At 36.6% G+C, this 25000-nt stretch carries 19 protein-coding genes; 16 read left to right on the plus strand and 3 right to left on the minus strand.

Going from position 1 to position 25000, the window contains the following annotated elements; genetic code table 11:
- Positions 1-350 precede the first annotated feature (350 nt).
- From K322_RS0111810 to K322_RS0111855, 10 genes are all read left to right on the plus strand, one after another.
- Entirely contained in the window at positions 351-3599 is a 3249-nt protein-coding gene (locus K322_RS0111810) for a SusC/RagA family TonB-linked outer membrane protein (RefSeq protein ID WP_026627083.1), read from the plus strand.
- 38 nt (positions 3600-3637) lie between these two features.
- The gene (locus K322_RS0111815; RefSeq protein ID WP_026627084.1) at positions 3638-5365 is read left to right on the plus strand and encodes a RagB/SusD family nutrient uptake outer membrane protein; all 1728 of its coding nucleotides are present in this window, start codon (positions 3638-3640) and stop codon (positions 5363-5365) included.
- 27 nt (positions 5366-5392) lie between these two features.
- Positions 5393-6217: a hypothetical protein gene (locus tag K322_RS0111820; RefSeq protein WP_026627085.1), complete on the plus strand. Its 825-nt coding sequence runs from the start codon at positions 5393-5395 to the stop codon at positions 6215-6217.
- Between the two features lie 251 nt (positions 6218-6468).
- Positions 6469-8274, plus strand: coding sequence for a DUF6057 family protein (locus K322_RS19290; protein WP_051290770.1), 1806 nt, complete (start codon positions 6469-6471; stop codon positions 8272-8274).
- A 55-nt stretch (positions 8275-8329) separates the two neighbouring features.
- Positions 8330-9790 carry a TolB family protein gene (locus tag K322_RS0111830; protein ID WP_035331992.1) on the plus strand — a complete coding sequence of 487 codons (1461 nt, stop codon included), beginning with the start codon at positions 8330-8332 and terminating at the stop codon, positions 9788-9790.
- A 168-nt stretch (positions 9791-9958) separates the two neighbouring features.
- Positions 9959-11254: a TolC family protein gene (locus tag K322_RS0111835; protein WP_026627087.1), complete on the plus strand. Its 1296-nt coding sequence runs from the start codon at positions 9959-9961 to the stop codon at positions 11252-11254.
- A gap of 5 nt (positions 11255-11259) precedes the next feature.
- Positions 11260-12345 carry an efflux RND transporter periplasmic adaptor subunit gene (locus K322_RS0111840; RefSeq protein ID WP_026627088.1) on the plus strand — a complete coding sequence of 362 codons (1086 nt, stop codon included), beginning with the start codon at positions 11260-11262 and terminating at the stop codon, positions 12343-12345.
- Between the two features lie 84 nt (positions 12346-12429).
- Entirely contained in the window at positions 12430-15528 is a 3099-nt protein-coding gene (locus K322_RS0111845) for an efflux RND transporter permease subunit (RefSeq protein ID WP_026627089.1), read from the plus strand.
- 104 nt (positions 15529-15632) lie between these two features.
- Positions 15633-16325, plus strand: a complete 693-nt coding sequence (locus K322_RS0111850; RefSeq protein WP_026627090.1) for a response regulator transcription factor — start codon at positions 15633-15635, stop codon at positions 16323-16325.
- A 199-nt stretch (positions 16326-16524) separates the two neighbouring features.
- Positions 16525-17874: a sensor histidine kinase gene (locus K322_RS0111855; protein ID WP_026627091.1), complete on the plus strand. Its 1350-nt coding sequence runs from the start codon at positions 16525-16527 to the stop codon at positions 17872-17874.
- 624 nt (positions 17875-18498) lie between these two features.
- On the opposite strand, the gene K322_RS20860 is transcribed toward K322_RS0111855, so the two are convergent.
- The 3 genes from K322_RS20860 to K322_RS21080 form a co-directional block, all read right to left on the minus strand.
- Entirely contained in the window at positions 18499-18708 is a 210-nt protein-coding gene (locus K322_RS20860) for a hypothetical protein (protein WP_157279443.1), read from the minus strand.
- Between the two features lie 574 nt (positions 18709-19282).
- Positions 19283-20092, minus strand: a complete 810-nt coding sequence (locus K322_RS0111875; protein ID WP_026627092.1) for an alpha/beta hydrolase — start codon at positions 20090-20092, stop codon at positions 19283-19285.
- Positions 20093-20406: 314 nt separating this feature from the next.
- Positions 20407-20700, minus strand: coding sequence for a hypothetical protein (locus tag K322_RS21080; RefSeq protein ID WP_221407010.1), 294 nt, complete (start codon positions 20698-20700; stop codon positions 20407-20409).
- Positions 20701-20852: 152 nt separating this feature from the next.
- On the opposite strand from K322_RS21080, the gene K322_RS0111895 reads away from it, so the two are divergent.
- The 6 genes from K322_RS0111895 (at position 20853) to K322_RS0111925 (ending at position 24860) form a co-directional block, all read left to right on the plus strand.
- On the plus strand, positions 20853-21233 hold the full coding sequence (locus K322_RS0111895) for a hypothetical protein (protein ID WP_026627094.1): 381 nt from the start codon (positions 20853-20855) through the stop codon (positions 21231-21233).
- A 4-nt stretch (positions 21234-21237) separates the two neighbouring features.
- Positions 21238-21996, plus strand: a complete 759-nt coding sequence (locus tag K322_RS0111900) for a DUF4494 family protein (RefSeq protein WP_026627095.1) — start codon at positions 21238-21240, stop codon at positions 21994-21996.
- A 5-nt stretch (positions 21997-22001) separates the two neighbouring features.
- On the plus strand, positions 22002-22511 hold the full coding sequence (locus K322_RS21220) for a DEAD/DEAH box helicase family protein (RefSeq protein WP_260203805.1): 510 nt from the start codon (positions 22002-22004) through the stop codon (positions 22509-22511).
- A gap of 53 nt (positions 22512-22564) precedes the next feature.
- Complete coding sequence (locus tag K322_RS21225; RefSeq protein WP_260203806.1) at positions 22565-23389, plus strand: putative quorum-sensing-regulated virulence factor; 825 nt, start codon at positions 22565-22567, stop codon at positions 23387-23389.
- A 521-nt stretch (positions 23390-23910) separates the two neighbouring features.
- Complete coding sequence (locus K322_RS19300) at positions 23911-24294, plus strand: hypothetical protein (protein WP_051290771.1); 384 nt, start codon at positions 23911-23913, stop codon at positions 24292-24294.
- 233 nt (positions 24295-24527) lie between these two features.
- Positions 24528-24860 (plus strand): hypothetical protein, encoded by a 333-nt coding sequence (locus K322_RS0111925; RefSeq protein WP_026627098.1) that lies wholly within the window; start codon positions 24528-24530, stop codon positions 24858-24860.
- Positions 24861-25000: the final 140 nt, after the last annotated feature.

The raw sequence follows: 25000 nt of genomic DNA on the forward strand, positions 1-25000 counted from the left end.
GATGAGTTGTTTACTGTTTGCTCTTTAAAGTCTTTTTCTATAGCCTTAAAATATGAATAATATCTGATTCCCTTACCGAATTTGAAAATCCAGCAAATTATAATAGATGTAGAAAAGTATCATCAATAGATAAAATAATGTCAATTATTGATTTTAGCTTTCTATAGATTTGTATCTATAATGTTTTGCCCTAATTATTAACTCTTATTAAGTCTTTATGATTATGAATAAAATCCAAACATGATAATAACCTATTAATACATGTGGATATTCGAAGCATGGTTCTCTACCTGAATTTAATTATGTATATCAAGAATATACAAAGTCTCATAAAAACACAATAGTATTACATGAAAAATAACGAATTTAAACAAAGTTCGGTAAAGACTAAAGCCTCTCCTATATTGGGATATCTGGTTTTATTTTTATTACTGATTATTCCTCTTACCGGATATTCTTCTAAAGGGTCTGTAGGAGTAGAAACGAAGGAAACTCAACAAGGCGAGCCAACAGTGAGGGGGACAGTCAAGGATGCAGCCGGCGAACCTTTAATCGGGGTAAGTGTGACAGTCAAAGGATCGACAAATGGAACATTGACTGATATTGATGGTAACTATTCTCTTAAAACATCTAATTCCAATGCAGTTCTTGTTTTTAGTTATATAGGTTTTAAAACACAAGAACTGGCAGCTGGCGGACGCTCTGAATTGTCTATAACCATGCAAGAAGACCAGAGTGTGTTAGATGAGGTTGTAGTAGTGGGATACGGTGTTCAGAAGAAAAAGCTTATAACAGGTGCTACGGTACAAGTAGCCGGAGATAATTTAACAAAGCTAAGTACACCCAGTGCCTTTAGCGCATTGCAAAGTCAAACTCCCGGGGTTAATATTACAGCGTCTTCCGGACAACCCGGCGAAAGCTTCAAAGTATATATACGTGGGGTAGGTACTACCGGTAATTCAGCACCCTTGTATGTAATTGATGGTGTTGCGGGAGGAAATATCGATAATTTAAATCCTGCTGATATTGAGTCTATCGATGTCTTGAAGGATGCTGCATCTGCCGCGATTTATGGAGCCCGTGCCGCCAATGGTGTAATATTAGTTACAACAAAGCAAGGGAAATCCGGAAAGGTTCAAGTATCGTATGACGGATATTATGGTGTTCAGAATGTTTATAAGATGGCATCAGTACTCAATGCCCAGCAATATATGCAGATAATGGACGAGGTGAATTTTAATGAGGGGCTGGATTCTTATGATTGGAAAAAATATCTGGGTGACAAATACGATTCGGTACAGAATGGTACATGGAAAGGCACAAATTGGCTCGAAGAGATGAGAAATAAAAATGCGCCAATGCAGAATCATGCTATAAACCTGACCGGAGGATCAGATCTCTCTAAATTTTCTATGGGAGTATCATATACATCACAGGAGGGCGTTTTTGGAAAACCTGTTCAGTCTCAATATGAAAGAACATCTGCACGTCTTAATTCGGAGCACATTCTTCTAAAAGGAGCGGGTCGGGATATTATAAAGGTTGGAGAAAATCTCACTTACAGTTATACAATAAGAAATGGTATCGGTATTGGTACTCAGTATTGGAATGATATTTCAAGTGCATTAAGAACAGCCCCTATTATGCCTTTGTATGATAGCAATGGCAATTATTTTGACCGTGCGGCAAAAGATGCCTTGGGACTGACTGCATATGATGCTTCGATGGCTAACCCAATTGCAGATATGGTTTATGAGCGTGGTAATAATACTACTAAAAATCATAATCTGAATATGACTGCATACCTACAAATTGAACCGATAAAAAACTTAGTTTTTAGAAGCCAGTTCGGATATAAGATGAGTTCAAACAGTTATAGGTCTTACACTCCTACTTATGACTTGTCGGCAACTGTTGCTAATCAGACTTCACGCGTCAGCCAGAATGGAGGTTCTGGATGGAGTTATACATTAGATAATACCTTGAACTATAAGTTTGCCTTGAATGCCCACCATTTTGATGTACTGGGAGGGCAATCTTTAGAAAAATCGGGGATGGGTGAAACTTATGGAGGAGTAGGTGGTAATCTGATCTTCGATGGATATAAGTATGCTTATCTGGATAATGCTCAGGGATTGATATCCGGAGTTACGTCTGTAACCGGTGCTCCTTGGGACGAAGGTAGGCTTGTATCTTTCTTTGGACGTTTAAACTATGACTGGAATGAAACATATATGGCTACTTTGATTATAAGAGCTGATGGTTCATCAAATTTTGCTCGCGGTAATCGTTGGGGATATTTTCCTTCTGTTTCAGCCGGTTGGGTAACGACCAATGAGAAATTTATGGAATCGTCTCGTTCTTGGCTCGATTTTCTTAAATTAAGAGCAAGCTGGGGGCAAAATGGTAATTGTAATATTCCAAATTTTTATTACTTAGCCACTGTATCATTTGATGATACAGCTGCCTATTCGTTCGGTAATAATAAAGATTCTCAAACAACGGGTGGTTATGCAAATGTTTTACCTAATCCCGATGTTAGCTGGGAAACATCAGAACAACTTGACTTAGGAATAGATGCTCGTTTCTTGAATTCGCGTCTGGCGCTCACTTTCGATTGGTACAAGAAAACAACTAAAGACTGGTTGGTACAACCTCAGATTTTAGGAGCCTTAGGTATGGGGACTAGTGGTGCTCCTTGGATTAATGGGGGAGCAGTAGAAAATAAAGGTCTTGAAATCGGATTAACCTGGAATGATAAGATTGGCAGTGACTTTACTTATGGAATTAATACAAATGCAACATTTAATAAAAATAAAGTAACCGAAATTAAGAACTCAGAAGGTATAATTCATGGAGCAGCCAGCGTATTGGCACAAGGTACCCCCGAAATGTATAGAGCCGAAGTTGGTCAGCCTATAGGTTATTTCTATGGGTACAAAACCTCCGGTATTTTTCAGAATCAAGCCGAAATAGATGCATGGAAAGCAGCCGGAAATGGAATCCTTCAGGGAAATGTTCAACCCGGAGATGTAAAATTTGCAGATCTCAATCATGATGGTGTTATTGATGATAAGGATAAGACCAATATTGGTAATCCTCATCCTGATTTTACTTTAGGTTTTAGTTTCAATATGGGATATAAGGGCTTTGATCTGAGTGTGACGACTTATGGAGCGTTTGGCCACCAAATTGCAAAATCGTACCGTAAATTTTCTGATGGAAGGCATGAAAATTATACAACCGATGTATTTGAACGTTGGCACGGAGAAGGAACTTCTAATAAGTATCCTAGATTAACATCCGGATCGAATGCTAACTATATGAATATCTCTGATTTATATATAGAAAATGCAGACTACTTAAAAATTCAGAATATAACATTAGGATACGATTTCAAAAAGTTATTTCCCAGAATGCCTTTAGGACAGGCTAGATTGTATTTTACTGCACAAAACTTGTTTACTATAACAGGATATTCAGGTATGGATCCTGAAGTAGGTTATGGTGGAGGTACAGACAGTTGGGCTTCAGGTATTGATGTTGGTTATTATCCTACGCCCAGAACATATCTTTTCGGAGTAAACCTCAAATTTTAAGATCTAAGACTTATTGTCATAATTTTTTACGGAAAAACATGAAAAAATTAAAATACTTAGCGCTATCAGCAATTGCATTATTATTTGCAAGCTGTGAAAGTTTTCTGGACACAGAAAACTATACAGAAAAGAATACATCAAACTATCCGCAGACATTGGCTGATGCTCAGCAGGTAATAGCCGGGATTTACAATAACTTGAGTGTTGTGAATGCTAATCCTCAGTATTCGTTCCATATGGTATCGGAACTTGCGTCTGATGACCGTTTTGGAGGAGGAGGTATCAACGACAGGCAGTTACAGGCAATAGATTTGCTTATGGCTCCGGGTACTGATATGATGAGGCAGTTCTGGATAGACCGTTATGCCGGTATACAACGAGCCAATAATGCAATTGAAACACTAGGAAATTGTACCGGTTATGAAAGTGAAAATCAAAAGAATCAGATGATCGGGGAAGCTCATTTTCTACGTGCTTTCTATTATTATGAGTTAGCATCATTGTTCGAAAATATTCCTTTAATTATTTCTACCGCAACAAGTGGAACTACCCCTCAGGCAGATCCAGCAGAAACATGGTCTCAGATTATTTCGGATCTTAAGTCTGCTATTGAATTAATGCCTGCTCAGAAAACTACAACAGCTAATGCCGGGCACGTAGACAAATATGCAGCGGAAGCGATGATGGCCCGTGCATTCTTATTTTATACAGGTTTCTATAAGAAAACAGATATAACATTACCCGATGGAAGTACTGTTTCTAAAAATGACGTAATAGGCTGGATTGATGACTGTGCCAACAATTCGGGTTATAGTTTAGTACCTGATTATCGTAATCTGTGGGCTTATTCTAACAGGCTGACTAAAGAGGATTATACATATACAAAAGGGCAAAATCTGAAATGGGTTGAAGATGATAATGCTGTGAATCCCGAATCAATGTTTGCCATTAAATACTCTAAATTTGCAAGCTGGAGCACAACTATCGGATATTCAAATGGATATGCTCTTTTCTTTGGTGTGAGAGGAAGTCAGGATCTGGGAAATACATTTCCATTTGGTCAGGGCTGGGGGGCAGGTCCTGTATCTCCCGCATTGTGGAAAGATTGGACTGCTGCAGAACCTCAGGATATGAGACGCCAGGCATCAGTATGTAATATTCCAAGTGAGTTACCGAAGTATACAAAAGGAGGGTGGACTGATTTTGTACAGGAAACCGACTTCTACGATAAGAAAAACTCACCTATTTCATCGAAGAAAACAAGTGGAGATGGTTATTGGGAAACTTTCGAACAGGATATGTATAGCTATTCGACTGTAAACTTCCAGTTATCCAATATACACGATTTGGTTTTAATCCGTTTTGCCGATGTTTTATTGATGCAGTCTGAATTAAAACAAGATGTTTCTGGTATCAATAAAGTTCGCGAGCGATCAGGTCTTGATCCTATTGGTACATATAGTGATGATGCTTTGAGAAATGAACGGCGTTGGGAGCTAAGCTTTGAAGGAGTTCGCTGGAATGATATTCGCCGCTGGCATATTGCCGAGACAGCATTGGCGGTACAGAATAACCAGGCGGTATATTTTCAGGGACAAGCCGATAAAAATGTTACAACTAATAACGGAGGAGGTTATGTTGCGCGTTATACAGCAACAAATGGCGGATTTTTCCCTATACCCGAATCTGAGATATCATTGTCAGGCGGAGTATATAAGCAAAATGCCGGATGGGAATCAGGAACATTGTATTCCGGATGGAAATAATCGTATAACTCTAAATCAGAAGAAAACATGAAATATATATTCAATTCAATAATAGCAGGTGTTCTTACAGCTCTGTTTCTTGCTTGTGATCCGATTGTGGATGAGAAGGGAGTAGGAGAAGTTATAACTTCTGCCGATCAGATACAAGCGACCATAACCCCTGTGGTACAAAACGGATTAAATACGAATAAAGTAAAAGTTAGTTGTACAAGCCCTGTTTCGTGTCAATGGACGGATGGAGTAAACTTATATGCAAGTTCCGAAACTGAGTTGACTTTACTTCTTGCCGGCTCCCAGACGATAACCCTGAATGCTTTGGCTGCAGATGGGACTGTGTTCGAGAAAAAATTTGAATACAATGTCGAATCTATGTACTATCCGGTGGCTCCAGAGTATGGCTATTTCTGTGGAGCAGGAGAGAAAGTATGGACATGGGCAGATACTAAATGTTTTGGGAATGGCGGAGGATCGGATACCGGGCCAGCTTGGTGGATATTAAATCCCGAAGACATTAAAGAGCAATGTGTAAGTAAGAATCTTCCTTTGGATGGTAAAGGGGCTACTATGCAATTTATTCTGAGCGGAAAGAAAATGATAAAGACGACGATGGATGGTGTTAAATACGAAGGTAAATTCGATTTTGACATGACTGCAGGCACCAGCGGATGGTCTTTAGGTACTGTTACTTTTACAAATACGAATATATTATGTGGTTATGACTTCAATGATGCAAGCTATTCAGCCTGGAGTAAATACAATATTATATATCTAGATGACGAGAAAATGGTTCTGGGAGCTCAGGAACATGCTCCAAATTCTAATTATTGGTATTGGGTATTCAAGGCTCAGTAAACGATGTGTGCAAATTGAATCTTAGATGGTTAGAAAGAAGTGAGGGTTGGCCTCACTTCTTTTGATCATTTAAGCAGTATTTATTCCATATCTGTAGTGTAATTTGTTTTTTGATAAAATTTCAATCAGATATTCTATTAAGTAACAGCGAATACTTAATGCTGTAATTTTCGAAAATAACTAACTTTGTTATATCTGGAGGCAATAAAATCCGGAGACTTTAAATCTGAAGAAAAATACATGGAACATTTATGAATAAGATATTTAAACATTTCGACTGGTGTTTGTCTTTGGTTTTCGGCATCATGATATTTGTGTTTTTCGCTTTCTTTTATAGATATCATCTGCTATATCAGGAACAATTACAGTTATTCCTCTTTACTTCTTATTACTTATCGGATTTGATGGGGCGTCCCGGAGGTCTGGCTGATTACTTTGGTACATTTTTTACCCAATTTTATTATTATCCGTTAGCCGGAGCTTTATGTATAGCTTCTTTTTTAGTTCTCCTACAGCTTGTTGTTAAGAGATTATGTAATAAATGGGGAGCGGATTCTCCTATGGTTTTACCATTCTCATTTGTACCTTCCATATTGATGTGGGCTTTATTGTGCGACGAGAATTATTTGCTTACAGCTTTGTTAGCCATTCTTTTGACCATGATTTCCTCATTATTATATTTGAAAATTAAGAGTTCTTCCATCAGATTGATTTTTGTGGTTCTAATGTTTCCTCTTTTATATTGGTTTGCTGGAGGGGTATTCTGGATATTCGGTATTTTATGTATTTTATCCGAATGGTTTTATTTCAAACAATTGTCTAAGTTGACTTGGGGAGTATTATTGATCGTTATAGTTGGTTCAGTGATGTTTTATCCTTTGATATCCAGCTTGTTCTTACAATATCCTGAAAGCCAGCTTTGGTGGGGGATTAGTTATAACCGTTATCCTGTTGTATTGCCTTATTCCATTTTGGTTGTATGGGTGTCAATTGCTTTGGTACCGTTGTGTTTTGTCCTGATGAGGAATCGATTGAGTAAATTAAAATATCCTCGTTTTACGGTTGTTGTCAGTATTGTATTGGTCTCTGTCTTTGCGTTTTTTGCTCTTAAATCAGTTATTGATTGGCGCAAGGAAGAGGTGATGGCATATGATTATTATACTAGAGTCAAAAATTGGAAGAAAATAATAGATATGGCTAATCGGAAAGATCCCGATACACCTTTATCTGTAACTTGCCTTAATCTTGCCTTATATAAAGATGGCGCGATGGGGAATAGTATGTTTCGTTATTTTCAGAATGGTCCCGAGGGGTTACTGCCTGCGTTTCAACGGGATTTTACATCACCCCTTATTACGGGAGAAGTTTATTATCATTTAGGCTTTCTCAATACATCAATGCGGTATTCATTTGAAGCGATAGAAGCTTTGCCTGACTATAAAAAAAGTTCACGTGCAATGTTGCGTATCGCTGAGGTTAATTTATTAAATGGAGAAAACAAAGTTGCTGAAAAATATTTGAGAATATTACAACATACCTTATTCTATAATGAAGAAGCAACCCGTATGTTGGAATGCTTGGGAGATGACCGGAAAATAAAAGGGAGAGAAGAATGGATTCATTTACAAAAGATAAGAATGAAGTCAGACTTTCTTTTTAGTGAAAACGAAAAGGATCAAATGCTTGGACTATTGTTTGTAAACAACCAGTCCAACAAGATGGCCTTCGAATATTTAATGGCATATACTTTACTAATAAAAGATCTTGATCATTTCGTGCAGTATTTTCCATTAGGGAAAAAACTGGGATATAGAGAAATTCCGGCTCATTATCAGGAGGCATTACTTTTTTATTGGATAAATACGGGACATGGTATTAACGATTTACCTTGGAGTATAGATTCTCCGGTTATTCAGAATTATATAAACTTTTCGAAAGCATTGGCTGCCGGAGCAAATGCAAACTCATTGTACCGGGGCTTTTCCCAAACGTATTGGTATTACCTGCAATTCTCAGGCGGAGATCGGGTAGATTATACGCAAAAACCGATTTATTAATATCGTTCAGTGTTATAAGTGATGAATGCTGATATGTCTGAAAAAAAAATTACATATGATTCGACTGATTTTTACTTTTATAATTGCTTTACTTACATTCTCAGGATGTCGGGAAGAAATAACAAGCCCTTATATCGTAGATGATTATCCATCTATTTATCCGGATTATATAAATGTTACAGTTCCGGTCAGTATTGCGCCTCTAAATTTTATGGTAAAGTCTATTGTTTTTGATAAGATAGATGTTCATCTGAAAGGGAAAAAAACAGGAGAAATCAGAGTCCAGGATAGTAAACTGGCTCAGTTTTCCGAAAAAGAATGGCATCGCTTACTCGAAGATAATATAGGATCGGAGATAGAAGTGCAGGTAAGTTTGAAGTCTGATAATAAATGGAAGATGTATAAGAGCTTCAGTATTTATGTAAGTGAATTTCCGATTGATTATGGACTGGTCTATCGTCTGATAGCTCCGGGATACGAAGTCTATAGCAAAATGGGTATATATCAACGGGATTTATCTTCAGTCAGTCAGAAGGCAATTTTTGAAAATACAATGATACCCGGTTCATGTGTTAATTGTCATGCTTTCAATCAAAATGATCCGGCATCTATGAGTCTGCATATCCGAGGAGCACATGGAGCAACCATGTTACAAATTGACGGCAAGATGCAATTGTATAAAACAAAGATCGATAGTACTATAGCTTCATGTGTATATCCATATTGGCATCCTACCGGACGTTATATAGCATATTCACTGAATCAGACAAAACAAGGGTTTCATGAGATTCATAATAAGCGGGTAGAGGTATTTGATGAGGCTTCTGAGGTAGTTGTGTACGATACAAGAAAAAATCAGCTATTGACAAGTTCTTTATTAAAAACCGATAACTTCGAAACTTTTCCTGTTTTTTCGCCAGATGGAAAGACTCTTTATTTTTGCTCTTCGAAAAAATACGATATACAATCAGGTTATCAGAATATAAAGTATAGTCTTTGCAAAATATCATTCGATCCCCAGACTGGAAATTTCGGAACTACTATCGATACATTGGTTTCTGCTGAACAAACCGGAAAGACAATCTCATTTCCTAGGCCTTCTTTTGATGGAAAGTATCTCATGTATACACAGGCCGATTATGGGAATTTTACAATCTGGCATAAAGAAGCTGATTTATATTTATTGAATTTAAAAGATGGTACGACCAGACGAATGGATGAAGTGAATAGTGATGATACCGAAAGTTTTCATGATTGGAGCAGTAATTCCCACTGGTTTGTATTCAGCAGCAGGAGAGGAGACGGATTATATACCCGCCTTTATATTGCTTCGATTGATAATGATGGAAAGATATCCAAACCTTTTTTATTACCCCAGGAAGATCCGGAATATTACGATTTTTCGTTGTATTCTTTTAATGTTCCTGAATTTATAAAGGCTCCCGTAAATGTAAATGCAAGAGATCTGGAACAAAAATTACTGTCGGGAGACAGAATCCAGATGGGACTTAAATGACAGATGTTGATTCAGTATATATTATTACAGGATGTAAAATAGGTATTTAAGAATAGCTGTTTATTTCTTCTTATCAGTATTGATAAAATTCTAATTTACTTCTAATGTAGGTCTAAATTACATTTAATGTTTAGGAAATACATTTGTCCGAAAATATATTATTGGAGGATGAAGAAGTATTGGTCAGGTTTAGCTTTCATATTGTTTATATCCGTTTTTACTGTTCAAGGTCAGAATTTTCTGAGGTTAACGCCTTCTGATATAGAATCTTTGTTCTTGAAACAGAATCTGAAACTGATAGCGGAACAAATGAATATTGACATTGCCGACGCCGAAATAGTACAGGCCAAATTATGGGACAACCCTAATTTGTCTGTCAGTGGCATTAATTTGTGGAGTACAAAAAGTCAGCGGGACGGCAATCCGGAATTAAGTTCCCCTCTGTTTGGTAATTTCGGCAAACACACACAATTTTCGGTTGAGCTCAGTCAACTGATACAAACTGCAAATAAGAGAGGAAAACTTGTTGCTCGGGATAAAATATCGAAAGAAATAGCCGTACAAGAATTCGAAACAGTTTTGAGAGGTCTCAAAAGTGAACTCCGAAAATCTATAGATGAGATCATTTACTGTCAGAATTATCAGGCGGTATTACAAAAGCAGCAGTATTCCTTAGATCAGCTCATAGAGTCGTATCGGAAGCAGGTTGCTCAAGGCAATATTGCTAAATCGGAGCTGTTTAGGTTGCAATCGTCTTTACTCGAATTGGAAAATGAGATTAATGAGAACAACGAAGACCTGAATGGAAAAATTAAGACTCTGAAATCTTTATTATCAATTGATCCTTTGATCAATATTGAAGTAGAAGAAATATCTTCAGGAGGGATTGATCCTGATTCGTTGATTCTGGCGCACCTTCTGTCTCAGTCAATAGAAAACCGTCCAGAGCTGAAAATAAATAAATTACAGACCAAGTATTTCGAAAAATCGTTGGCCTATGAAAAAGCTCAGCGTGTGCCTGACATAACTCTTAGTGCAAATTATGATCGTTTTGGCGGAGTATGGAAAGATTTTGTAGGTTTCGGCATAAGCTTCGATCTTCCTTTTCTGAACAGAAATCAAGGAACGATAAAGGCTGCCGGTATCGCCAGAGATCAGAACTTATATATGGAAAAATTACAGATCAATGAGACCGGCCATGAGGTTGTTGAAGCATACAATAACTATAGTCAGGCATATCTATTCTACCAGAAAATAAACAAAAACGAACTTTTATCCGACCTCGATAATATGCTGGATATCTATACCCGAAATTTGATAAATAAGAATATAAGCATGGTCGAATTTATTGATTTCATGGATGCATATAAAAGTAATAAACAAACAGTCTTAGCGGCGGAGAAGAAAATGAAACTTCAATTTGAAGACCTGCAATATGTCGTTGGTACAGAACTGAAAAAATAACTATTATGATAAAGAAATACATAGCAGCATTTGTCTTAATTCCCTATCTTCTTATTTCGTGTGCTCAAAAGGAGGATAATAAAACCCAGCAGCCCGAACAGGCTAAAGAAGCTTTCTTAAAAGATGTAAAGACCATACCTGCAGCACTAAGCACTCAAGACCAAGAACTAACACTGGCCGGAAAGGTAGAATGCGATCCTGATAAAATGATAAATTATGCTCCTTTGATGAATGGAGTTGTAGACCGTACTTATTTTTCGCTAGGAGATAAAGTACAATGTGGACAAGGTATGCTCGATATGAGAAGTACGGAGCTCAGCTCGATTCATTCGGAGAATATCTCTTTGGAAGCTGATGTAAAATTGGCGGAACGTGAATTAAAAACGGCTCAAAGCATGTATAATGACGGTATGCTGTCTGAAAAAGAATTAATGGAGGCTCAAGGTAAACTAAAACAGGCTCAGGCGGCATTAGGTAAAGTAAAAGCTGATGCTTCAGTCTATGGTATACGAAATTCCAATGGTTCTTTTTCAATAAAGGCTCCTATTTCGGGATATGTAACAGCTAAAAATGTTTCTTCCGGAACTACAGTATCAGAGGGAAGTGATCCTCTTTTCACGATTGCAGACTTGAGCAGTGTCTGGATTGTAGCTAATGTATATGCAGGTAATTTACAATTTGTACATGAAGGAATGGATGTTGAAATAACGTCAATGTCTTATCCCGGAGAAGTATTTTATGGTAAAATAAGTTCGGTTCCCCAGATATTCGATTCTGAGGAAAAAGTACTTAAGGCACGTATTGTTATGCAGAATAAGGATTTGAAATTCAAACCTGAAATGTCGGTTGTGGTGAAGCTGAAAAATGAGACACAGATCAAATGTATTGCCTTGCCGTCAGATGCATTGATCTTTGATGATAATAAATACTTTGTTGTAGTGGAGGAAGCCGAAGGTAAGTTTGTATATAAAGAAGTGACTTTACAGGGGCATAATAATAAGACATCTTACATTTCATCAGGAGTGGCAGAAGGCGAGAATGTGGTCATCCGAAATCAGCTGTTAATTTTTTCAGGATTGAAAGGCAACTGAGGGTTGCAGACCTTTTTGCTGCTTTAGTAAGTAAATCCGCCAAAGTCTGTTATAAACTAAAAATATTTACCGTAAGATAGAACCATGCATAAATTTGTAGAGAAAATAATAGCTTTTGCCCTTCGCAATCATATCCTTATTCTTTTTTTGACTGCAATATTATTTGTAGCCGGAGTTGTATGCTATATAAATACTCCCATCGAGGCTTACCCTGATGTGACCAATACCCGTGTGAGGATTATAACCCAATGGCCGGGGCGAAGCGCCGAGGAAGTCGAAAAATTCGTGACTTTGCCTATTATGCGGGAAATGAATACCATCCCCCGTAAGACTGATGTGCGTTCTACATCTTTATTCGGATTATCCGTTGTTACTGTTATTTTTGAAGATGGAGTTGATGACTTTTTTGCCCAGCAATACTCGTCTAACAGAATGCAGGATCTGGATTTGCCCGAAGGAGCTGATCCATCTATCGAGCCGCCTTCGGGAGCTACCGGTGAAATTTATAGATACATCATTAAAAGCGATCTGCCGATTCGTGAGGTTACAGCCTTGAACGAATGGGTTGTCGAACGCGAATTATTATCGGTTCCGGGTGTTGCCAGCATCAACAGTTTCGGGGGAGAAGAAAAAATGTATGAAATAAAGGTAAATCCCGTAGAACTGGCTAATTATGGATTATCGCCGCTAGATGTTTACGAAGCGGTATCGAAGAGCAATATCAATGTCGGCGGAGATATTATACAAAAAGGCAGTCAGGCATTTGTTGTACGTGGAATAGGGCTGTTGGAGAGTATCGCCGATATAGAAAATATATTGATAGAGACAAGAGGAGGTACACCTATACGGGTGAAGCAGGTGGCAACGGTAGATGTATCATCCAAGCCCCGATTGGGGCAGGTCGGGCTCGACGATCAGAACGATGTTGTACAGGGGATAGTTGTAATGCTTCGCGGACAAAATCCGGGCGAGGTTATTAAAAATGTAAAAGCAAAGATAGAGGAGTTGAACGGGCGCATACTTCCTGCCGGTGTGAAGATTGTGCCATTTCTGGATCGGACTACATTGGTTGATACTACAGTACATACTGTTGTGAGAAATCTGGCGGAAGGAATTTTACTTGTTTCGTTTGTTGTATTTATTTTTCTTTTCAACTGGCGTACAACTCTTATTGTGGCAACAGTGATTCCTCTGTCTTTCTTATTTGCTGTTATTATGCTGCGTATTCAGGGGCTGCCTGCTAATCTGATATCGATGGGTGCGCTCGACTTTGGGTTACTGCTTGAAGGAACTTTAGTTATTGTCGAGATAATATTTGTGGCGATGGAAAAACGCAGCCATTATCTGGGTGAAAGATTCACCGGTACGATCAAAAGTGGGCTGATAAAAAAGAGTGCAGGTAGTGTTGCATCCAGTATATTCTTTGCTCAGATCATATTGATGGTTGCTCTATTTCCGATTTTTTCTTTTCAGAAAGTCGAGGGAAAAATGTTTTCTCCTTTGGCCTTTACACTTGGATATGCTTTATTAGGCTCTCTTATATTGTCTCTGACATATGTACCTGTTATGTGTAAAGTATTGTTGAAGAAACCAGTGAAGGATAAAACTAATTTTATCAGTCGTTTCTTCATCCGTGTTCAATATAAAATTTTTGAGTTCAGCTCCCATTATAGAAAAGGAACTATTATTGCTTTTTGTGGTATCCTTTTACTTTGCGTGGTTCGTTTTATGTTCTGGGGGACTGAATTCATTCCGAATATGAACGAAGGTGCTATTTACATAAGGGCAACATTGCCTAATAGCGTAAATCTCGATGAATCGGTCAAAATTACTCAGCAAATGAAGACAAAGCTCCGTAAGTTCGATGAAGTGAAATTTGTTTTATCTCAAACGGGGCGTCCGAATGACGGAACCGATGCCACAGGTTTTTTTAATATTGAATTTCATGCTGAACTGAAACCCGAAAATGAGTGGAAGCGGAAAATAAAGAAAGATGATCTCATTCAGCAGATTCAAGATTCATTGGATATATACCCCGGTGTGATTTTCGGTTTCAGCCAGCCTATTCAGGACAATGTGGAAGAATATGTAGCAGGAGTCAAGAGCTCTCTTGTTATAAAAATCTATGGAGACGATTTATATCAGCTTGAACGATTGGCAGATTCTACAGCCTCAGTAATTAAAGATATTAAGGGTATTGAAGATGTAAATGTATTCCGAAGCATCGGGTTACCCGAACTTCAGATAAAACTCGAAGAATCGCAGATGGCACGCTATGCTGTATCAATGGAAGCAGCCCAGACTGTTATTGAAATGGCTATCGGCGGTAAAGCTGCTACCCGCTTTTATGAAGGCGAACGCATCTTTGATGTACAACTGCGTTTTCAGAAAGAATACAGGGATAATGAAGATAAAATAGGAAATATCCTTATCCCTACCATGGATGGAAAATATGTTCCGCTAAAAGAAATAGCCGATATTTCATTTATCACAGGACCGACATTTGTTTACAGGGATGGAAGTAGTCGTTATGTTGGTATTGGATTTAGTATTCGTGACAGGGATCTGGGTTCTACAATAAAAGAAGCCCGGAAAAAGGTAGCAGACCAAATAAAACTCGCTCCCGAAAATAAAATGGTTTGGGCAGGTGAGTTCGAAAGCCAGCAGCGTGCAACTGAGCGTCTGGTGGTGATTATACCGACAGTTATCCTTCTGATATTGTTTTTATTATATCTCAATTTTGGTACGGTAAAAGATACCTTGATTGCGGCCAGTGCAATGCCTTATGCCTTTATCGGAGGATTTATCTCCCTTTGGGTTACCAATACGATTTTTGGAATTTCGGCAGGTATCGGGTTTATCATTCTATTCGGTATAACAGCCATTGACAGTATTTTATTAATAACTTTAATGAAATTAAAAATGCAGAAATCGCATAACTTAAGGCTCGCAATTGATGAGGCAGTAAAAGAGCGCCTTCGTCCGGTATTAATGATTGCATTAATGGGATCTATGGGGCTGCTGCCGGCTGCTCTTTCGCATGGAATGGGTTCTGAAATCCAAAAACCATTAGCGATTATGATTGTCGGAGGTATTGCTATCAATATGATACTGTCATTTACTGTATTGCCTCAGGTGTTCTATTTTGCATACAGAAGAGATAAACGTTTGAAAGAAAAGTAAGGTTCCATATTTTTTTTATTACTTTACCGTATAATAAGTTACTAACTTACTAAGTTTAATGATGTATTTACTATGGTAAACAAATAGGTCTGAGACCTCGTGTTATGGAGTTATTGTTGATAGAAGATAATCGCCGCATCAGTGATTTTATGGTAAAAGGTCTTGAAGAAAGCGGCTTCTCGGTTGTCCTCTCTGAAAACGGAGAGGATGCGCGCGGTCTTATTTCCCAGCGGGAATGGGATCTGATTCTTCTTGATATTATGCTTCCTGATATCGATGGAATCGAACTTTTACAGTATACCCGTTACAAGAAAATAAATACACCCATATTAGTTGTGAGTGCATTAGGTGAAATTGAAGATAAAGTAAAAGCGTTAGACTATGGTGCAGATGATTATCTGCCTAAACCTTTTCATTTTAAAGAGCTTGTAGCTCGTATCAATGCTTTGACGCGCCGATTTAAATTTAATAACGAAGTACAGGAAAATGCTTTGGTTTGTGATGATCTGAAATTATATACCGACCGACACATTGTAGAACGGGACGGAAAAGAGATCAAACTGACCTTGCAGGAGTTTAAGTTGTTACAGTTATTGATGGAAAATAAAAATAAAGTCTTGTCCCGCTCTCAGATACTCGATACGGTGTGGGGGATAAATTACGATTCGAATACCAATGTTGTAGATGTATATATATCGTATCTGAGAAACAAAGTCGATGCTGAATCCCTGAATAAACTTATCCAGACGGTAAAAGGGCGGGGATACCTGATCAGGACACAGGACAATAGATTATAGGGATTATATTTCAATTTTATCTATATATAAAATAATAGGTGAATATGCCGATGAGAAAACTTGCCAATTTGAAAACAGCGAAAAAGGTAACTGGTAAAAACATACATAAAGAGTGTAACTTTTGTTACCTTTTTCAGAAAATGCTGAATCAATAATCGTTCACTGATCTTGTAACCTTTGTAACCTTTTTATAATGTAGATGAAAATTCAGGAACGTCAGAGTTTATATAGTTCTATTGCATTCGGTGTGGTCTTTATTATCATATCGGTGCTTATCTATATGTTGTATTACGAAAATATAAAGAAAGAAACGTACAAAAATTTACGAAAAACAGCCTATATAGTAGCCTTGTTTCATCTGGAAGAAGATGAGCTGAATGTTAGGGAATTTGAAAAGGTTCAGAAGCAATTTGAGGAAATGGTCTCAGGGGTGTCTTATCAGGTTTATCATAAATCGGGAAAGTTAGCATATGGAAATAAACGAAAGCATGTTGATCCTGAGATATTAAAAGTTATAGAGAGAGAAAAAAAACTCGATTTTACTACAGAAACTGAATATTGTCACGGAATCTTTTATGAAGATAATCAGGGTGATTTTGTTATAATAACCAAAGAAACCAAAAGCCTGCTAAACAGCCAGCTGATTATTCTTCTATGGATATTGATTTCTGCTTTGCTTGTTGGCCTTATTGCTGTTATCTTCCTGAGTAAATGGTTAGCCCGTATCGCGTACAAACCATTCAGTAATGTCATTGAACAAGTAAAAAATATATCCCCCGATAAATCGGGAATGCAGATAGAATCACCTCATACGGATGACGAACTACAAGAGCTTACTGATACTTTCAATCATCTGTTGAGACAAATATCGGAAACTTTTGTCATTCAGAAGAATTTTGTAAACTATGTATCCCATGAGTTTAAAACACCTCTGGCTGCTATGCTGGGAAATCTCGAAGTGTTTTCACTAAAAGAGCGAAGTCCTGATGAATATTCAGCATTAGCAGGAACATTAATTGTACAGATACACCAGTTGGAAGAAATTCTGAATACGCTGATTATCATTTCTGATTTACGTAAAAGTTCTGATATAAATAGTACTATAAGGATAGATGATCTTATATGGAAAATAATAGAGCGGATATCTTACTCCCATGCAGGAAGTAAAATCAATGTAAGGGTTGAAGTTCTTCCCGAAAATGAAAATTTGTTAGTCGTAAAAGAAGACCGTACTCAATTATTGATGGCTTTGTTTAATATCATCGAAAACGGCGTGAAATATTCACAAGGCGAAACGGTAGATATTACATTGTACAATAATGGGGATTGCCTTCATATTTTGATTAAGGATAGAGGTATTGGGATTCCCCGTGAAGAATTGGAAAATATCAGTAAACCTTTTTATCGGGCCAATAATACTGGACGGATGCAAGGGTGTGGTATCGGATTGTCGATAGCCTTGCGCATATTAGAGAAATGTAGCATAAAGTATAATATTGAGTCAGAGGACAAAAAGGGAACTTGTGTGACTATATCATTCTGTGAGTGATATTGGATTGAGTTTGAAAAATGAGATATCATTTTCACTAGCAAAACCATCACCGTCTCTAGATATTTTAAGAAGATAGCTATTTGATCTTTAGTAATCATATATTTAAGTTTCACCTAAAGATAGAAAAATAGGAATATAGAAGAAAAAGCAAAGCGATACGCATGAGAGATACTTAAAATCTGCAATTAGAGAATGTAAACGAATAACTTATTAAGATTATTGTGATAGTTAAAATAAAAAGATGGAGATATTTATTTCTGTTTACATAGCCACAAATTGTAAGTATAATATGTGTTATAATGATGGGTATTCCGATTACAACAATAGCTATTGTTTCAGAGTAATTATTTTTAATAATTCATAGACTAATAAAGAACCAAAGGAGAAAGTCTATTAAAAATAATATAGAATAATTCCATTCAAGTTAGCTCTTTTTCTTTCTGTGTCTTATAATTGGAATTAATTGACCTATAATAATAAAAGACATCGCTAAACTTGATATAATAAATGATTTAAGGGAACTATTGTTGGAAAAGTAATTCCAAAAGTTAAAGCATATAAGCAATGAAGCCAATACTGCCATTATTTTATTAAACAAGAGATTTTTCATGTAAGGCAAGCTCAGGTTTTGGGATTGTGTCGAGTATTTGTAAACAATTTGATCAACAAAGATAGGAAAATGAGAATTACTCCAATAGCCATCGATACAGACCAAGGCATAATGATATTATCGGCAATATACATATGACTTATCATATAGCTAACAGATGATAAACAAATTAAAACACCTAAAGATAAGAGTATCGAGGCTGTGCGTAATAAATTATTCATATGTAAATATTTAAGGTGTTAAATATAGGTTGTTAAATGTAAGTATATTATTTAAATAATCAAAAAAAATGAATAAAGACATTCAAACCTTCGTGGAGAGAAAAGCAGAAGAGCTTGATTTTGCAATACAGCATTACTCGGATCTTCAAGATGAGAAAGGTGGGTGAGGAGTTACTGGCGATTAGACAGAAGGATCGTTATTTGATTCTTGTAAAAGAAGAAAACGGAGATGATGGTACAATTTAGATTTCGGTTTCCAATATGATCAGAGTATATTAGAAATAATTTACCTAATGGATACCTATAACAAATATAGGCATTAATTAATCTGAATATAATTTTGTTTATGCTTTTTACAATACCTTTAACAATGTTTGCTCAACAAAAAGAAACTCCACATAGAGTACTAATGCTTTCACGTAGCGAATTACCAAATTATAAATATGCCGACTTTCTTCATAAAGTCCCAAAAGATAATCTAGCTTTATTAGCTCCTCTTTACTATTAAGACTCCTCAAATTAATTAAAGGAATAGCTTTTTTTATCACATATAAAAATTCGGATGTAGTTAACCTTATTCAAAAGCCCAAATTAGAGCCTTTTCTTTTGTTGCTCGAAAAATAGTGGCGTGTGTTTCTTGAGGCTCGTCAGAATAATACCATCTTAGAGTTGCTTTGCTTTCAGTTTTTAATATCTCTGCTAATTTTTTAGTTAAGTCAGAGATTTCCGTTGTATTAGAACCCGCGAACCATATTCGTTTTTCGCTTAAAGGAAATGTCTTTAGATTTTTCTTGGCAGTTGTTATTAAATAATTATTATTCCACCATAATGATGGATCAAATGCAATATAATTATCAAACATGTCTGGAGCCTGAAAACATGTCTCCAAAACAAAAAGACCAGACAGAGATTCTCCAATAATGCTTCTTTTATCAGTCGTTCTATATCGGCTATCTATTTCAGGAAATAATTCTTCTTTTATAAATATTCTGAATTTATCAGAACCGCCTACAATAGGTGCAATTTCCTTATCTTCTTCAACTTCTGTAAAACCTGTTAGATCTCTTCTTCTTTGAGTATTCTCTATACCTACAAGAATTAGTGGTTTGATCTTTTTTTGTTTAATTAATTCATCTAAAGTATTCGCTAAATGGGGAAAATCTTCTTCAATTCCACCATCTGCCATATACATCACCGGTAAAGAATCTGAGTTTATATTATAATCATTAGGAGTCCAAACATTAATCACTCGATTTTCACCTATTATCTCAGACTTTATACTGAAAGTGTCATGTATAGGAATCAAATCGTTGGGAGAGGAAGCATTCATATAACTTGTAAATGCAACAAAATAAAAAAGTAAAATACAATTAAAGGGTATCATCTTTTTTAGTTTTTATATTTTCAATCTTTGAATATTATAGGTTTCTCGAAATAATAAATAATTTTTATTCCTCCATCTTTGCCATTGCATCCGCCATATCGATACGGTTCTCTAATTCATTAACAACAGCTTAAAGCTCTATGAATTTTCTTTTGTCAGTTGGAGAAGACATGTCTTCTAGCTGCTTTTCAATCTCCGCCAATTTTTCTTTCTTTCGAGCAAGCTTATTTTCCAAAACTTTCTTATATATCATAAGTGAGGTTTCTTTCAAGACGGATCGTTTTATTTTCCGTCAAAGTTATTATTATTTTTTCTTAAATGATAAGCTTATTATAATAGGAACTGGATTCTACCATGATATAGTATGGTACAATCTTTGGTGAGCTTTTCCATATATTCATTAAACCTATTACTGTAATATCTCGAATATCGATTTTTTTTCTACCGTAAAACCAACATAGGTTATCGATAGAAAGCTGATACCAATCGGCAGTTTTCCCTTTTTTTGTTTTCTCTATAGTTTTCAGAGAATACGATATAAAGTTAGTGAATTCATATTCGGGCTCCATCGCTACAATGATTTGTTCCTTAATTTCAGTGCAGCTCAAACAGGAGACAAGATAATGAAGCACGCCAAAGAATGTGCTACACTAGCAGTTAAAGAGTTGGTCGCTTTATCTAAATGGACGGCATTTTCTAATATAATGACGTTTTTGGAAAATGTAGAAAATGAGATTCAAAACATAAATTGGCATATCACATGAACCTATTACAAGAAGCGCAACAAATACAGGAGTATCTCGATATCGAATGCTTCGAGAATCCCGAAGAAGTACTTGAACGCATCCGTGCTATTATGGCATACATCAGCCGTACAGCTTTTATGTTGGCAGAAGCAAAGAAAGCTCTGAGACGCAAGAAAGCTTCCGAAATAAGCAATACAATTATCAATATAGCCAAAGAGCAATGTTTGTCGGCTAAAGTACAAAACACATTGATAGATTCAATTGCGGAAGAAGAAGCCTACTTGGATGATTGGCTGGATCGTCTCAACGCTGCTGCAACTCATCAGGTAGATGCTTTACGCTCTATACTATCATACGAAAGAGAACAATTAAGAATCAATAAAACAGGATATTAAAATTATGGAATTACAAAAGAAAACATTACCCGTAGAAGAAGCCAACGGCTGGTATTTAATGCAAACCGAAAAACGGTATTGGGATGAAGATTTTCTCAATGAAGATACCGGAAATGTCTCAACAGTAGAACGATATGAGACGCTTTGTGGAAAAGGTACTCAGATAAATGATATTCTTAAATCGCTTCTTATCGAGAATGATATTAAAACCGTCAAAGTTTCGAATATTCCTTTGCTTGGACAGCAAGATAAAAACCTTAACCTCTGGGGAACAGACGTGAAAATTCTGACAGGAAAAGGGAATAAGAAAAGCTATATAGTGACAGCCGATAGTCCTGCAGCTGCCGAAGTATTTATATCGGAATATCTTGAGGTAAATCTCGAAGCAACATTCAAGCTTATTAAAATTAATGAGCAAGATTATCAAAAGGTTATTAAGATATACGATTCAGAGAAAGAGCAGTTGAAGCTAAATAAGAAACGTATCTGTTGGTATAAAGCTCAAATCTATTCTCTATTCGATGATGGAGAGGATGAAGGGGAAGGAAGCAGTGCAGGATCGAGAAACGTTCTGGTACAGGCAACATCTTTCGATAAGGCAATGGCTGCCATCAAAGCAGTTATGACTCAAAACGAGTTTGATAGTATCTACAACACATTCAAGAAACTCGAAGAGCTTAGTATTGTAGATGTCTTTATGCCGGATGAAAATCTAGTCTACTATTCAGACGAAGATCTTACTAAAATAACCGTAGAAGATTAAACGATATGATTACACTTCGTAAAAATCAGGTAGAACCAATAAGCAAGGCAACGGCGTTTTTCAAGGAGAAACGCCCGGCTCCTTCTCTGATCGTATTACCCACTGCTTGGGGTAAATCAATCCTTACGGCTTTCGTTGCAAATGAGATAGAAGATAAACTTCTCGTGATACAACCCTCGAAAGAGCTATTGGAACAAAACTATAAGAAATATGTTTCTCTGTGTGGTGATTTCGGGGCACAGGCGGGTGTTTATTCGGCTTCTTTTGGACGAAAGGATATCAACAAGATCACTTATGCAACGATCGGCAGCATTAAGAAAATAGGTAAAACATTCAAACAACTAGGCTTTAAGAAAATGCTGATTGATGAAGCACACCTTTACCCACGTGAAGCTGATTCGATGCTCGGTCTTTTCTTGAAGATAGCGAGATATCACACGTACTCGGTATTACTGCAACACCTATCAAGCTACAAGCAAACACAGGTCTTGACGGTCAACGGCTCTCAAAGCTAACCATGTTGACAAGTAGGTCCAAGAAAGGGAATTTCTTTAAAGATATCGTTCATGTGAGCCAAGTTCAGGAAATGATCGAACTGGGGTTCTGGAGTAAGCTTGTTTATAAAACATCGGGATTTGATAGCTCTCAGTTAGTTTATAACTCTTCGAAATCAGAGTTTACGGAAGATAGTATGCAACGAGCCTTTGCGTCCAATGACATACATAATCAGATCAAACAAGAGCTTGATGTGAATAGTGATCGAAAGCATATCCTGGCATTTGTGCCATCGATAGATGAAGCGATCCAATTTTCACAGGAATATCCAAATTCGGCAGCCATCTACTCAGGTATGCACGATTCAGAACGTGAACGTGTGATATCAGAATTCAGAAAAGGTAATATCCGTGTCATATTCAACGTGCGTGTTCTCTCAACAGGCTTTGACTATACTAAGATCGATTGTATTATTCTCGGTATCTCAACAGCTTCTATTGCTCTGTATTATCAGATACTAGGTAGAGGAACGCGTATCGACGATGAAAAAGAGAATTGCTTAATCTCTGATCTAGCCGGCAATGTAGACCGATTCGGAAAAGTGGAAGATATAACATTCGAGAAGGAACGAATCTGGAAGATGTATGGTACTGATGGTAGGCTTCTCTCCGGCATTCCTATACACGAGATCGGTACAGTAAAGAAAGGCGATGCGGAGAAAGAAGCACAGAAAAGTAGTTCTACTATCGGCAAACCTCTTGAAACAATGCCATTCGGAAAGCATAAGGGTGAAAGTTTTAAGGATATCCCTAAAGAATACAGGGAATGGATGCTCAAATCATTCGATTGGCATGCTGCTAATATGAATCTGAAATTGGCGATTGAGGGGAGTTTATAGTATTGGATGCAGTATTGGATTATTTATCTATAAAGTAAATTATTACAGCAATAACATTCGCAACAACAGTTAATCCAATAAGAGTATTAAATATTGAATAAGATTTGTGAGATATTCTTCTGTACGGCTTATTGCTTCCTATAGCATGATAGAAAAGTAAACGGACTTGACAACCAATATACTTACAAAAGCCGAAAACAATATTAATGAATAATTCACCCATAATAATCAGTTTACCCAAAGATAGAAATAATATGAATATAGAAGCAAAGAGGGTCGTTTAGTTTGCTATTTTAAATAGGATGCCCAATATTATCTCTAAAACAAGAAAGCCAGTAGCGAAATTGACAAGATATTGATCTGCAACACTTAGTTGATTGTTCGGGTTTCCTTTTAAATACTTTCTTGATTTAGGTCTACCAATAAGTTTGAGTATCAGATATCTGACATTTAATCCTAAAAGATCAGCTATGATATATCCAAATAATCGATTCATTTAACAAATATAAAAATATAATCTTATGAAATTCAAATATTCAGCATTTATCGAAAACACCCCAGAAATGAGGGAGTGGTTAGAGGGATTAGGGTACAAAGCGTGGATTGTAATAAATCGGGATTATTTGTACACGAAAATAGATGGTGAAGAACCTTGGTTCTCTGATGCTCATATTACATCTATCGAGAATATTACGGATTATGTCAATTGCATTGGCAACCCCGAACTATTCAAAGCTGTAACGGCTATTAGAGAGGATAGCGATTATATGCAGTGGTTTACTGATGGTATGGACTGGATATTATGTGAATACGGAAACATGCAACATGGCAGAAATTCACCCTTTATCCACAAAACCACTCTTTCCGAACTCCAAGAACATTTCAAACCTAATCTTGAGAAATAGAGAATGAGTTTGCAATTATAAGGCTAAGGATAAATATAGCAGAAATGGATAGAAGGGCAATTGTATATTTTCTCTTTTTATAATAGAGAGAAAAGGGTAGAGATATGATACATACAAGTAATCCCAAAGGTGCTATATACCATCCAATAAAAAGAAGGCAACCATATAATAGAGCAAGTATGTCTAATATAAAATTCATATTCCAAAAATAACAAAATAATCAAAACAGAGCCATGATACAACTAACAGAAAAAGTATTTGCGGTCGAAGTACCGAGTGATGCAACGGATATTTTGCTTATTCATGATAACACTCGCCTTGCTTATTTCCATCCAAACTATAAACGCATTGACTTGGATTGTAGAGCAGAGTCTCTGATCGGCATAACCCCTCTATCAGAGGAACAATGGAAAGAGGTAGTGGGCAGTCATACTTCTTCTGAAACGATGTATTGTGACAGAACGCCTTATGTAATCCCTGTTTCTCCAAAAGACAGATGGAATGATCTACAACGTCATAAAGGCTTAGATGTGAATAAAAAGTATGCTATAGTGAAAATTGAGTAAGATCATTTCTTATATCTTCTAACCATTGAGTCTCCTATAAATAGAGTGATGACGAGCATTATAAATTGAATGATAAACACAGGGTAAATAGGATCAGATGAAACAAAACGATAACTGAAACTAATTATTATAATGGGCAT

It is taken from the genome of Indolivaga capnocytophagoides DSM 22835 (assembly GCF_000426485.1).
GTDB classification, from domain to species: Bacteria; Bacteroidota; Bacteroidia; order Bacteroidales; family Dysgonomonadaceae; genus Dysgonomonas_A; species Dysgonomonas_A capnocytophagoides.